This window comes from Acidovorax sp. NPDC077693 (assembly GCF_044542805.1).
Taxonomy (GTDB): domain Bacteria; phylum Pseudomonadota; class Gammaproteobacteria; order Burkholderiales; family Burkholderiaceae_C; genus Acidovorax.
This window is the reverse complement of record NZ_JBITVD010000002.1, coordinates 411707-424168: the sequence shown is the minus strand read 5'-3', so window position 1 is coordinate 424168 and position 12462 is coordinate 411707. Positions and strand designations below refer to the sequence as shown.

The window sequence follows — 12462 nt, the reverse complement described above, 5'->3', positions numbered from 1 at the left end:
ACTCTTCGGGATATGGCTGCTTTGTCATGGCACCTCCTATTGGGCCTCAGGTTTGAGGCTCGAAGGTGTCTAGTTCAGCCGGGGCGATTCAGCCCCAGCTTGCGCATCAGCCGTTGGACCGTGCAGCGAGCTACGACAACGCCCTCGCGGGCCAACTGCCGCCAGACCTTCTCGACGCCATAGACTTGCATGTTGGCCCGCCAGACGCGTTGTATCTCCGGGACCAGCGCTTCATCTCGGCGAGCCCGTGCACAGCGCTTGTGAGGGGCACGCAGCAGTGCGACATGCCGCCGATACGCTGATGGGGCAACCTGCAGTACCTTGCAGACCGGCTCGACCCCGAACGTATCGCGATGCTTGTCGATGAAGGCTCTTAAGACTTCAGTCGGCGGTCGAGCTCCGCCTGGGCGAAAAACGCACTAGCCAGCTTCAGTATCTCGTTGGCTCGACGCAGTTCCTTGACCTCGCGCTCCAACTCCTTCATCCGCTGCGCTTCGCTGGTTGTGACGCCTTCGCGCACGCCTGAATCGACCTCAGCACGCTTGACCCATTCGTTCAATGTTTGCGGCACACAGCCAATCTTGGGAGCTATGGATTCAATGGCGGCCCACAGCGATGGGTACTCGCCTCGGTGCTCTTGCACCATGCGTACGGCACGCTCGCGAACCTCGGGTGAAAACTTGTTTGACTTCGTCATGGCTCAATCCTCTCAGAGTGTTGAGCCTCCTCAAAAACCGGGGTGATTCAGTGTGCCACTCGTACACCGGCGAAGAGGTAGACGAAAAGCCCAGAGCCTGAGTCATCTGGTACTCCACACCGTCCGGCGATGTAACGATGAGGCCGTCACCACCCGGGTTGCAGTCAGCCCGCCAGCGCTGAGTGGTCAGCGCCATGGGGGAGTTCTGGTTGGTGAAGGTGAGCAACTGACGGCTTCCGTCCGGCAACTCCAGCACTGGGTTCTCGGCGACTGTTTCCACGTTCTTGTTGAAGCACGGAAAGCCTTCGCGGGCTTTGAGGATGCGGCCGAAGTGAATGGCCCAACCCCACCCAGCCGTGGTTCTGGGCTGGCCGGCGCTGGCCGGGTCGACGTTGCTGCTGTTGTATGAGCGGATGACTTTGAGGTCCAAGCCGCCATTGCCCGGAATTCGGATGTCCACGTAGTGCCGCTGCAGCGAGCCGGTGAAGGGGTCGATGCTTTCGTGGTGGCTTTGATTGACCGCGTCGCGGTTGGGCTGGATCCCGGGCTCCTTATAGAAGTCGGGGATGACCTCCTGGGCTTGTGCTGCGCTGGCGGCAGCGATCAAGGCGAAGCTGATTCGCCGAAGGGTTGGGTTTGACACTGGGCTCTCCTCCCGTTGAAGGTGATAAATCACTCAGCAAGCACACGTGTGGGGCGGCCTCACATGTGCTCACGTCTTGTCGCAATCTATCTCTTCAATATCCACCAGCGATGAAAACCTTAAAAACTACCTATGTGGTCTTATGCACAAGTTGACCGGAGAAGTCAATTTGCTTTTGTAGCGCGCAAATTTTCACCAGTATCGGCGGAATCGTATTGTTTTGGGAAAGCAAAATGCAAATTAGTATCAGTGGCGAAGGTTGAATGCTGTTTTGCACACAAACTATTTGCTTTTGAATGTGACAATAATTCGAAATTTGCAACAAACGAAACGATTCACTTTGCTGTGGTGTATGGCGAAGTTAATTTGTAAGCATTAATTTGTTTTGCAACTAAACGATTTCAAAATCTCACATGTGTTAGTGGTGAGGATATGGCACCAATAAGCACAATCATGCAGTAAGTGAACACTTCGGCATACTTTCACTCACAAACAGCCCTTTTCAGAAACCATTGAAGCTTGCTTAATACAAATCAATCGCAATGGGTGGCTAGGCGGTGTTTTCTAAGGATACCTATCAAAAATGATATTGCATCAGTTGCGGCTGCTGCATTATTTGCCGGTTATTGCGATTGCGCGCGTGAATAAGGATGAGGGATCTGCGACGTCTCGCGATGGAGCTGTCCTTGCACATTGCAAGTGAACCCTGCTGAAGTTCCACTGATGCAGATGAAACACCTTATTTACCGCATTGCTTGCCTTGCTGAAGTACCGACCTTGACCTCAACCAGGAGATTTTTCGCATGAAGCACATATTCCTTTCGGTGGCACTGCTCGCATCCGTGGCTGCGTCGGCCCAGGAGTTCGAGAAGGACAACGGTGTCATCCGCATCAAACTGAACGAGGCCATAGCGCCCTACGGAACCAACTCGCCGATGATCACGAACATGTGGATCGCCGGCCGCAAGGTGGTGCCCCACGACAACGCCGGCGCAGACTTTCAGATGACAAGCCGCAGTAGCCAAGGCAACAACTACAACCCGACGCAGGGTGGTGATTGCGCAGGGCGCACCTCAGTGCTGATGGGCTCGATTCCGAATTGGAATGGCGCCCAGCTCGGAACCCCGGCAAGCAACGGCATCCTGCTCGGCATCGACCCACTGCTCTATGACGAACCGGGCCTCTCCGGCACCTGCAATGGCGGGCAGCCAGGCGTGGCTCCGTACGACATGGCATTCGGCGTGACGTTGGGCGACGGCATTGCGGTACCGCGCGAAGCGATGGTCGTGGACATGTCGATTCGCAAGGACGGCCCGGCATCTCCTGACCTGGTCAAAGCCCTGTCGGAACTGCCGGTGGCTTTTGTGGATGCCAACTTCTTGCGCTATGCCTACTACAGCGTCGACGGAGTGAATTTTCAGCCACTGCTAGGGTCGACCGGACCTAGCGTCAGTCACGATATCAAGCAATGGGTCTGGAACGATAACTTTGAGCGGAGTGGTCACGCGATTGCACTTTGTGACCGCGCGGATGCGGTCGAGCAACCAGCCCAAGGTACGTGCATGGCGTTCTATGCGCACGAATTCACCCGTGTCTACGCAAGCCGCCGCCAGGGCTCACCCACCGAGCTGGCGTTGATGTCCGTACTGGGTGACAACGCAGCTGCACCCACCATCTCCGACACGCAGTGGCACACAGCCCGCCGGTTGGTCGCCGTCGGCAACTTGTCGACGGTGGCTGCAGTGATTGGACATGCCGAGCAGAACTACCCTGCGTCTGGATGGGCGCGCTGGTAGGACTGCGCTTGTACTTAACAAGCCCGGCCGCCGGGACGATGTGGGTGGGCAACCCCCATGACGTCACCCGGATTGGCACCTGATCAAGTGCCATATGCCGACATGACAAAAGTTGGCTTCGCCGCGGGCGGGTGCGCCGTGCAGCGAACCATCGTCCCGCGCACTTCCTGCCCAGGCCCGCCCATCGCGGCGCCGAGCCACCACCACTGAGGAGCCGCTATGAACATTGCACAACGTCGTCCCCTATTCCCCGCTCTGCTGCGTCTGGCCGCAACCGCAGCAGTGTCGGTCCTGCTGCTGGCGCATGGCAGCTTGCTGCATGCGCAAGTGATCCCCAAGAAGATCGCTGTCTATACCGACTCCATCGGGGACGGAGGCAACGTCGGTGGCAATCCCACTACCGCTGCTGGCGCACCTTTGGGTACGGGCCCAATTTCTCAGTTCACAAGCTACCCGGCTCATGGTGCACACCCCAGCCTCTACGATCTGGCGTGGCGTATCTTCGGTGCCAGCGGCGCCTCCAGCTACGACGCGCAGCAGTTTGGCGGAAGCACGCTCACCGGTATGGTCAACGGCTATCGCAAGAGCTACGCCACCGACCCCGCCAGCGACGTGTTGGCATGGGGCGGCCTGACGCTGGTGCAGCACGCTGCAGCCATCCAGGCTGATACCGTCATCATCCACCTCGGTGGTAACGATGGCGAGGGTGAAGGTGTTTTTAACACGACCGACAAGCACAACATCGTGGCCTACCAAATCGGCATGCTTGGCAAGCAACTGGCCGCCCAAGGTCGCCGCCTCGTAGTGATCGAAGCACCCTACACGGTGCCCGAAGACGCCTACGCTGCTGGTCTCGTAACGCCCGGCCTCACTCCAGACTACATTGCTGCGAAGGTTTCGGAGTGGCAGGCGTATTTCCCTGCGACAAACACCGGCATCGACGCTGGCGTGGCCGAAGTGAATGCCCATTACCCCGGCTTCGCCATCCGCTCCAACTACTGGAGCGACGGCACCGTGGCAATGAACCCCGGCACGACCCACGAGGGTCTGCACCCGACGCTGGCAACGCACGCAGCCATTGCTGCGGCGGTGGCTGCGGACTTGAAGGCGTTTCGAGGCTGGTAAGCATGAGGGCTTAGGCCATCGTGGAGTGAAACATGGATCAGCTTCTCACAAGACTTATCTCTGCGGGCTGATTTGCATGGCGCGCTGAAGCAGAAAAGCCCGCAGACGATTCCGCGCCATCCAAGTCGCTGCAGAGAGTCTGCCGGAACCTTAGGCCGAAACACGGGCTACCCTGCAAGCCTTCGCCTCGGAAAACGACGGCGGTCGGGTATGCATGCGCCAATAGCTGGCGCCTAGGACTCGACGACCGTTGTGACAGTGCGCTTTCGCGTTCACGGTACTTCCCTGATCACAGGTCTGCAGGTTGGCACAGCGTGAAGTTTCGCGCTGAGCGTGTAGAGGGGGAAAACGCCCTGACTTAGACCCGTGGGGTGGCCCCGTGTGTGCGGTTTCAGCCGTGTGATTGACGCGACGGCCGTTTGTAGGGGCCCAACTGCATGTGTTTGGTTCGATAGTGAATCCTGGGCTCGAGTGATCAAACTCAGCGGTGCACGCAGCCACCAAAAAAGGGGCGCAGACATGCGTCCGCACCCCTTCCTGCTTGTCGCTGGCGCGCCCGGGCCATCCCGCCTGGCCCGGCGTGGTTCAGCCCACTATGGCAACAAGGCAGCCATCTGCGCCGCAGGCACCACCTCGTAGTGGTCCAGCTGCATCGAGTACTGCGCTCTCCCGGAGGACAAGGCGCGCAGGCTGCCGATGTAGCCGAACATCTCTTTCAGCGGTACCTGGGCCTCGACCGTGGCCGCGTTGCCGCGCTGGCCCTGGCCGCGCACGAGGCCGCGGCGTCGGTTCAGGTCGCCGATGCTGTCGCCCAGGTACTCGGCCGGCGTGATGACTTCCACAGCCATCACCGGCTCCAGCACCTGCGGCCCGGCCTGGGCGAACGCCTCGCGGAAAGCGGCCATGGCCGCCAGCTCGAAGGCCAGCGTGGACGAGTCGCGTTCATGGAAGCTGCCATCCACCAGCGCGGCCACGAAGTCCACCGCCGGAAAGCCGGCCACCACGCCCGAGAGGGCGGCGCGGCGGATGCCGGTCTCCACCGCGGGGATGAACTCGCGCGGCACGGCGCCGCCGACGATGCGGCTTTCAAAGCGGATGCCTTCGCCCCGGGGCAGGGGTGCGAGCTGCAGCCTCACCTCGGCAAACTGGCCGGGGCCGCCCGATTGCTTCTTGTGCACATGACTCACCTCCACACTCCGTGAAATGGTTTCGCGGTAGGCCACCTGGGGGCGGCCGACCGACACGTTGACGCCGTGGCGGGCGCGCAGCTTCTCGATCGAGACTTCGAGCTGCAGCTCGCCCATGCCGGACAGAATCGTCTGGCCGGATTCGGCGTCGTGCTGCAGCCTGAGGCTCGGGTCTTCGCGCAGCAGGGACTGCAACGCCTTGGACAGGCCTTGCTGGTCCGCGCTCGTCTTGGGTTCGATGGCCACATGGATCACCGGCTCGGGCACGCTGATCTGCTCCAGCACCACGGGGTGTGCGGGGTCGCTCAGGGTGTGCCCCGTCAGCGTGTCCTTCAGGCCCACGACGGCGGCGATGTCGCCCGCCACCAGCTCGTCGCGCTCGATGTGCTGGTCGGCATGCACTTCGTACAGGCGCGACACCCGCTCGGTCTTGCCCGTGCTGGTGTTGAGCACCACATCGCCCCGGCCCAGTCGGCCGCTGTACACGCGCACGAACACCTTGGCGCCATGGTCGTCGGTGACGACCTTGAACGCCAGGGCCGCGAAGGTGTCGGCGGCCGCACCGGGCTTTCCACTGCCTTCGCGCACGATGTCGTCCGGCGAGGGCAGGTAGTCCACCACGGCGTCGAGCAAAGGCTCCACGCCGCGGTTCTTGAACGCCGAACCGGCCAGCGCGGGCACGAAGGCGCCAGCTAGCACACCCTTGCGGATGGCGGCACGCAACACATCCACAGCGATCTCCTCACCGTTCACGTAGGCCTGCAGGGCCGCGTCGTCTTGCTCCACCGCGGCCTCCACCAGGCGGGTGCGGGCGCGCGCTGCCTGATCGGCCAGATCGGCAGGCACATCGGCTTCGCGGTAAGGGGCACTCGCGTCGTCCTTGTCCCAGATGCGGGCGCGCAGGCTCAGCAAGTCCACCACGCCGCGGAAGTCGCCTTCCACGCCGATGGGGATCTGCAGCGGCACCACGTGCACGCCCAGGCGCTCTTGCATCATGGCCACGACGCGGTGGAAGTCGGAACCCACGCGGTCAAGCTTGTTGATGAAGGCGATGCGGGGTACACGGTACTTGTCGGCCAGGCGCCAGTTGGTCTCGGTCTGCGGCTCCACGCCGGCCACGCCGTCGAACACGACGACCGCCCCGTCGAGCACGCGCAGCGAGCGGTTCACCTCGATGTTGAAGTCGATGTGGCCGGGCGTGTCGATAAGGTTGAGCTGCGTGCCCTTCCAGTGCACCGTGACGGCCGCACTGTTGATGGTGATGCCGCGCTTTTGCTCCTGTGGGTCGAAGTCCATGTGCGCCGTGCCGTCGTGCACTTCGCCGATGCGATGGCTCTCGCCCGTGTAGAACAGGATGCGTTCGGTGGTCGTGGTCTTGCCCGCGTCCACGTGGGCAATGACGCCGAGGTTGCGCAGTTGCGCGTTGCTGTGCGGGTTGCGTGAATTCTTGGTCATGGCGAATCTTTCAATCTGTCTTGCGGCTGCACTCGGCTCTGCGAGCAGCTGCCGCCTGGTTGGCTTTGCGCCAGCCCAGGCGAGATGGATTCGCCTGGTCGCTAGCGTCTGGGATGTGTGCTGTCGCCGGAGCCCGGGCGCACGGAACTCAAGCTCCGGCGGTCGGGAATCGTGGCGATCAACTTGTCGTAGGTACGCATAGGTGGGTGAGGGTGTCGATGGATCTGAAAACAAAAAACCCCGGAGGGATGGGCCTGCCGGGGTTTGTTGGACCGGAAGGCGCACAGCCCTCCGACACGCGATCGAGGGGCGCAGCTAGGTGGCGAACGATGCCTTGATCACGTTGGTGAGAATTTTCATAAGAGCGAATTATCCTCCTCGCGCAAAAAGCTTGCAAGCGACCGTGCTGCCGGTGCCACCGGTCCGCATCACGTGCGCAGGCGGTGCCTCCAACGCCCGGGCCGGGCGCAGGTCTTGTCGCGCAGCGGCGCCACCGCCGCGCTGCATTGAGCGAGACGGCGCGCGCTCAGAGGGCGCGATCAGACCGACTGCCGCACAAGTTCAAGAAACGACTTCAGGACGGGCGACGGATTGTTCTCAGCGTAGGCGACGGCAATTCCGCTGGAGAGATCCCGGGCTTCGCTCTTGAGCGGCCGAAAGACCACTCCGCGCCGTTTGACATTCTGCAGCGAGGGCGAGATGAAAGCGATGCCTTGCCCTTCGGCGATGAGCCCGAGCAGGATGTGATGGTCGTGGGGTTCCGGGATCGTGCAGGGCTTGAAGTCGATCCGTTCGAAGAAGGCTTGGCAGTGATCGTAGAAGCCGGGATTCAACCGGCGCTCGAAGCGGTAGATCGACTCGCTGCGCAGGTCATCGAAGCCGATCTTGCGTTTGCGAGCGAGCGGATGGCCTGCGGGCACGGCGGCCAGGAGGGATTCTTCCCGCAATGTCTCCACCCGCAGGCCTTGGGCTTCGGTGTGCAGGCCGATGAATGCGGCATCCATCGTGCCGTTCTGGACGTCTCTCACCAGGCTGATCGAATGCTTGCCTTGGGTGACGATGCGCCATGCCGCGAAGCGCTCCTGCAAGCGCGCAGTCACGTCGGGTATGGCGCTTTTGTCGAACACCGTGGTGTATCCGATGACGAACTGCTGGCGCTTAGGGCCTCGCGCGGCTCTGGCGGCGGCCACGGCCTTGGCGGCCTGGGCGAGTGTCCGCTTGGCCTCCGGCAGGAATGCGGTTCCCGCCTCCGTCAGCGTCACACCGACCTTGGTGCGGACGAAAAGCTCGACGCCCAGTTGATCTTCCAATTGTCGAATCTGCCTGCTCAGGGGCGGCTGGGAGATGTGCAGGCGCGCAGCCGCTCGACCGATGTGGCGTTCCTCGCTGACGGCGAGAAAGTACCGGAATTGCCGCAGGTCGATGGATGTGTTCATACCAAAAAGGTATCACACAAACGGTATTGGATGAACCTGCGGCACATCCGTAGAGTGCGCTGCATGAACACATGCAAAGGAAACGTCATGGACAGTGAACGCTATATCCGGGGCTGGAAGAGGCTGAAGGAAGTGGATGGACAGGCGGGCGAAAACGTCATCGAGAGTCTCAAGGACATCGCACCCGACTTCGCACGCCTGCTCATTGAATTTCCATTCGGCGACATCTATTCGAGGCCGGGCCTCGACCTGAAGGTGCGGGAGCTCGCGGTGGTGGCAGCGCTCACCGCGATGGGAACAGCCGTGCCGCAGTTGAAGGTGCACATCCATGGCGCCCGCAACGTCGGCTGTACCCGTGAGGAGGTCGTCGAAGTGATCATGCAGATGGCTGTCTACGCCGGCTTTCCCGCGGCGCTCAACGGCCTTTTCGCGGCCAAGGAAATCTTCTCTCAGGAGACGCCTGCGTGAAGCAACGCCCGACGCTTGCCGGCGCGGACTTGCGGATGTGAGTTGCGGGGGGCCTGCGTGGGCACTGTCGCGGCCCCGGGGCCTGATGGATGCCCTGGTCAGGGGTCCACGCAATATTCACATGGGTGATGTGAAACATCACTGTGGGTCCATTGACTGATATTGCAGGGGCGCGAATGATCGGTCCCCAGGCGCTGAATGCATCTGCATCGGCACCTGCCGACATGACAACAAGGAGACGCCCATGCATGAATGCCCCGTCACTGTCTTTCCGCAGCAGATACGCTGGGAAACGGACGGCACCAGCCGCATTCCTTTCCAGGCCTATACCGACGAGGCGCTTTACCGCAAGGAGCTGGACCGGCTGTTCTACAACGGCCACTGGTGCTACGTCGGCCTGGAAGCCGAGATTCCCAATGCGGGTGATTTCAAGCGCACCGTCATCGGTGAACGATCCGTGTTGCTGGTGCGTGACAAGGATGCTTCGATCCACGTGGTGGAGAACGTCTGTGCGCACCGCGGCATGGCTTTTTGCCGGGAGCGGCATGGCAACCGCGACAGTCTGACCTGCCCGTACCACCAGTGGAACTACACCCTGTCGGGTGACTTGCAGGGCGTGCCGTTTCGGCGTGGCGTCAAGCAGGATGGCAAGGTCAATGGCGGCATGCCGGCGGACTTCCAGCCAGCGGACCATGGCCTGACCAAGCTCAAGGTCGCCACGCGCGGCGGGGTTGTGTTCGCGTCTTTCGACCATGGCGTGGCGCCGCTGGAGGACTTCCTGGGGCCCGAGATCCTGGGCTACTTCGACCGGCTGTTCGATGGCCGCAAGCTCACGATCCTGGGGTACAACCGCCAGCGGATTCCGGGCAACTGGAAGCTGATGCAGGAGAACATCAAGGACCCCTACCACCCGGGCCTGCTGCACACCTGGTTCGTGACCTTCGGGCTCTGGCGCGCCGACAACAAATCCCAGCTGCTGATGGACGCGCAGCACCGCCATGCGGCCATGGTGTCCACCCGCGGCGCGGCAGGCAAGGCGGCCGACGTGACCCAGGTGTCCAGCTTCAAGGCGGGCATGCAACTGCACGACCCGCGCTTTCTCGACATCGTGCACGAAGACTGGTGGGGCGCGCCCACGGCCGTGATGATGACCGTGTTTCCGAGCGTCATCTTCCAGCAGCAGGTCAACAGCGTGTCCACGCGCCACATCCAGCCGGATGGCCAGGGCGCCTTCGATTTCGTCTGGACGCATTTCGGCTTCGAAGACGACAGCCAGGAGATGACGCAGCGCCGCCTGCGCCAGGCCAACCTCTTCGGGCCGGCGGGCTTCGTCTCGGCGGACGACGGCGAAGTCATCGAGTGGTCGCAGGAAGGCTTCGAGACCAAGCCGGCGCACCGCACGCTGGCCGAACTGGGTGGCCGGGAGGTGGGCGATACGGACCACATGGTCACGGAGACGCTGATCCGCGGCATGTACGAATACTGGCGCAAGGTGATGGAGGCGTGACCATGGACTTCCAGACCTACTACGAGCTGACGCAGCTCTATGCCCGCTACGCAAGTGCACTCGATGCCGCCGATTGGGATGCCTGGCCGGAGTTCTTCATCGACGACTGCAGCTACAAACTGCAGCCGCGCGAAAACCACGAACGCGGTTTCCCGCTCGCCACGCTGGCTTTCGACAGCAAGGGCATGTTGAAGGACCGCGTCTATGGCATCCGCGAGACGCTGTTCCATGACCCCTACTACCAGCGCCACGTGGTGGGTGCGCCGCTCGTCCACCAGGTCGGTGCCGATGGCCGCATCCACAGCGAAGCCAACTATGCGGTGCTGCGCACGCGCCTGTCCAAGGAGTCGACCGTTTTCAACGTGGGCCGCACGCTCGATGAAGTGGTGCGCACGCCAGAGGGGCTGAAGTTCGCTTCGCGACTGGTGATCTACGACAGCGAAATGATCCCCAATTCGCTGATCTACCCCATCTGAGGAACTGCCATGACCACGAACTGGATTGACGCGGTCGCGCGGAGCGACGTGCCGCAGGATGATGTGATGGGCCTGGCCGTTGCAGGACGCGACATCGCGCTGTATGGCGTGGACGGCGAGGTCTTCGCCACCGACAACGTCTGCACCCACGGCCATGCACGGCTGTGCGACGGCTTTCTGGACGGGCACGAGATCGAATGCCCCCTGCACCAGGGCAAGTTCGATGTGCGATCCGGCCAGCCCACCTGCGCACCGGTGACCGAGCCGCTGCGCAGCTACCCCGTCAAGATCGAAGGCGGCCGCGTCTGGCTGGCCTTCGACTGAGCGCTGCCACCCCTCACAAGGAGAGCCCATGACCGCCGAGCGACCAGAGGTTGCGGCCGCCGCATGGCCGGATGAAGGCGCGGACGCCCGCCCGATCCACACCATCGTGATCGTCGGCACCGGCCAGGCCGGTGGCTGGGCCGCGCAGACGCTGCGAAGCGAAGGCTTCACAGGCCGCATCGTGCTGATCGGCGACGAGATCCACCCGCCGCACGAGCGGCCGCCACTGTCCAAGGCGGTGTTGTCTGGTGCGGCACAGCCTGAGACCACGCGGCTCATGAAGCCCGAGGCCTTTGATGCCCTGGGTGCGCAATGGCGGCCCGGCGTGCGGGTACGCCGCATCGACCGCGCTGCCAGGCAGGTGCTGCTGTCCGATGGCGAAGCGGTGCCGTACGACAAGCTCATCCTGTGCACCGGAGGGCGGGCCCGCACGCTCGCGGTGCCAGGGGCCGACCAGGTGCCGCTGCACACGCTGCGCACCATCGAAGATGCGATGGCGCTGGCGCCCGCACTTGTGCCCGGCCGCCGCGTGGTGGTGGTGGGCGGCGGCTGGATCGGCCTGGAGGTGGCGGCCACGGCACGCCAGAGGGGCGCTGACGTCGTGGTGGTCGAGACGCAGGCCCGCCTGTGCGAACGCACCGTACCCGCCGAGATTTCCGACTATTTGCTCGCGCTGCATCGCGCCCAGGGAACGCGCGTTGTGCTGGGCGCTGGCGTGCGGGGCTTTGCGCGCGCGGCAGATGGGCGCTCGGAATTGCTGCTCGCTGATGGCAGCGTGCTGGCGGGCGACACCATCGTGCTGGGTATCGGCCTCGTGCCCAACGACGAACTGGCGCGCGATGCGGGCCTGGCCTGCGAAGGCGGCGTGCTGGTCGATGCCCGGTGCCGCACGTCAGACCCCGACATCCTGGCCGCTGGCGACGTGGCCGTGGCTTCCAACCCCTGGGCCGGGCGCAGGTTGCGGCTCGAGTCGTGGCAGAACGCGCAGGACCAGGGCATCGCTGCCGCGCGCTCGGCACTGGGCCACGCGGTGGACTACCAGCCCTTGCCCTGGTTCTGGTCCGACCAGTACGGGATGAACCTTCAGATCTACGGCGTGCCGACGCCGGCGCACCGTGTGGTGCAACGCGGCGACCAGGCCAGCGGCAGCTTCGTGATGTTCTACCTGGCCGGCGATGTGGTGCAGGCGGCCATCGGCCCCAACGCGGCCCGTGACCTGCGCTTCGCGCGCCGATTGATCGAGCAGCGCAGGCCGGTCGATACCGAGCGCCTGGCGGACATGGGAACGCCTATGTCCAAGCTGTGAATCGGGCGCCCGTTGCTTCGCTGCCCAAGGCTTGAACCCTAC

Annotated in this window: 10 protein-coding genes, 1 pseudogene and 1 other annotated feature; of the genes and pseudogenes, 7 read left to right on the top strand and 4 right to left on the bottom strand. The window is 62.9% G+C overall.

Annotated elements, in window-relative coordinates; genetic code table 11:
* Positions 1-89: 89 nt before the first annotated feature.
* Positions 90-697 (bottom strand): annotated as a pseudogene (locus tag ACIGHN_RS04020) (IS3 family transposase); the annotation flags it as partial.
* Positions 303-419 (bottom strand) — a sequence feature (AL1L pseudoknot). (Overlaps the previous pseudogene by 117 nt.)
* Positions 597-1340, bottom strand: a complete 744-nt coding sequence (locus ACIGHN_RS04015; RefSeq protein ID WP_396503363.1) for a hypothetical protein — start codon at positions 1338-1340, stop codon at positions 597-599. The gene ACIGHN_RS04015 and the pseudogene ACIGHN_RS04020, both read right to left, overlap by 101 nt.
* Positions 1341-2143: 803 nt before the next feature.
* On the opposite strand from ACIGHN_RS04015, the gene ACIGHN_RS04010 reads away from it, so the two are divergent.
* Both ACIGHN_RS04010 and ACIGHN_RS04005 read left to right on the top strand, forming a co-directional pair.
* On the top strand, positions 2144-3136 hold the full coding sequence (locus ACIGHN_RS04010) for a hypothetical protein (RefSeq protein ID WP_396503362.1): 993 nt from the start codon (positions 2144-2146) through the stop codon (positions 3134-3136).
* Between the two features lie 219 nt (positions 3137-3355).
* Positions 3356-4261, top strand: coding sequence for a hypothetical protein (locus tag ACIGHN_RS04005; protein WP_396503361.1), 906 nt, complete (start codon positions 3356-3358; stop codon positions 4259-4261).
* Between the two features lie 593 nt (positions 4262-4854).
* Here ACIGHN_RS04005 and fusA read toward each other — a convergent pair.
* Positions 4855-6903 (bottom strand): elongation factor G, encoded by a 2049-nt coding sequence (gene fusA / locus ACIGHN_RS04000; protein ID WP_396503360.1) that lies wholly within the window; start codon positions 6901-6903, stop codon positions 4855-4857.
* A 539-nt stretch (positions 6904-7442) separates the two neighbouring features.
* Positions 7443-8339 (bottom strand): LysR family transcriptional regulator, encoded by an 897-nt coding sequence (locus ACIGHN_RS03995; RefSeq protein WP_396503359.1) that lies wholly within the window; start codon positions 8337-8339, stop codon positions 7443-7445.
* 87 nt (positions 8340-8426) lie between these two features.
* Here ACIGHN_RS03995 and ACIGHN_RS03990 point away from each other — a divergent pair, with 87 nt between their 5' ends.
* The 5 genes from ACIGHN_RS03990 (at position 8427) to ACIGHN_RS03970 (ending at position 12420) form a co-directional block, all read left to right on the top strand.
* A complete protein-coding gene (locus ACIGHN_RS03990) occupies positions 8427-8807 on the top strand; it encodes a carboxymuconolactone decarboxylase family protein (protein WP_396503358.1) in 381 nt (126 codons plus the stop codon).
* A gap of 244 nt (positions 8808-9051) precedes the next feature.
* Complete coding sequence (locus ACIGHN_RS03985) at positions 9052-10314, top strand: aromatic ring-hydroxylating dioxygenase subunit alpha (protein ID WP_056417183.1); 1263 nt, start codon at positions 9052-9054, stop codon at positions 10312-10314.
* 2 nt (positions 10315-10316) lie between these two features.
* The gene (locus ACIGHN_RS03980) at positions 10317-10790 is read left to right on the top strand and encodes an aromatic-ring-hydroxylating dioxygenase subunit beta (RefSeq protein WP_396503357.1); all 474 of its coding nucleotides are present in this window, start codon (positions 10317-10319) and stop codon (positions 10788-10790) included.
* Between the two features lie 9 nt (positions 10791-10799).
* Positions 10800-11114, top strand: a complete 315-nt coding sequence (locus tag ACIGHN_RS03975; RefSeq protein WP_396503356.1) for a non-heme iron oxygenase ferredoxin subunit — start codon at positions 10800-10802, stop codon at positions 11112-11114.
* Between the two features lie 28 nt (positions 11115-11142).
* Entirely contained in the window at positions 11143-12420 is a 1278-nt protein-coding gene (locus tag ACIGHN_RS03970; protein ID WP_396503355.1) for an NAD(P)/FAD-dependent oxidoreductase, read from the top strand.
* Positions 12421-12462 lie beyond the last annotated feature (42 nt).

What these genes read in the sequence shown, in the direction of transcription:
- ACIGHN_RS04010 (WP_396503362.1), top strand. Translation starts at nt 2,144, where the DNA reads ATGAAGCACATATTCCTTTCGGTGGCACTGCTCGCATCCGTGGCTGCG.
- ACIGHN_RS04005 (WP_396503361.1), top strand. Translation starts at nt 3,356, where the DNA reads ATGAACATTGCACAACGTCGTCCCCTATTCCCCGCTCTGCTGCGTCTG.
- fusA (WP_396503360.1), bottom strand. Translation starts at nt 6,903, where the DNA reads ATGACCAAGAATTCACGCAACCCGCACAGCAACGCGCAACTGCGCAAC.
- ACIGHN_RS03995 (WP_396503359.1), bottom strand. Translation starts at nt 8,339, where the DNA reads ATGAACACATCCATCGACCTGCGGCAATTCCGGTACTTTCTCGCCGTC.
- ACIGHN_RS03990 (WP_396503358.1), top strand. Translation starts at nt 8,427, where the DNA reads ATGGACAGTGAACGCTATATCCGGGGCTGGAAGAGGCTGAAGGAAGTG.
- ACIGHN_RS03985 (WP_056417183.1), top strand. Translation starts at nt 9,052, where the DNA reads ATGCATGAATGCCCCGTCACTGTCTTTCCGCAGCAGATACGCTGGGAA.
- ACIGHN_RS03980 (WP_396503357.1), top strand. Translation starts at nt 10,317, where the DNA reads ATGGACTTCCAGACCTACTACGAGCTGACGCAGCTCTATGCCCGCTAC.
- ACIGHN_RS03975 (WP_396503356.1), top strand. Translation starts at nt 10,800, where the DNA reads ATGACCACGAACTGGATTGACGCGGTCGCGCGGAGCGACGTGCCGCAG.
- ACIGHN_RS03970 (WP_396503355.1), top strand. Translation starts at nt 11,143, where the DNA reads ATGACCGCCGAGCGACCAGAGGTTGCGGCCGCCGCATGGCCGGATGAA.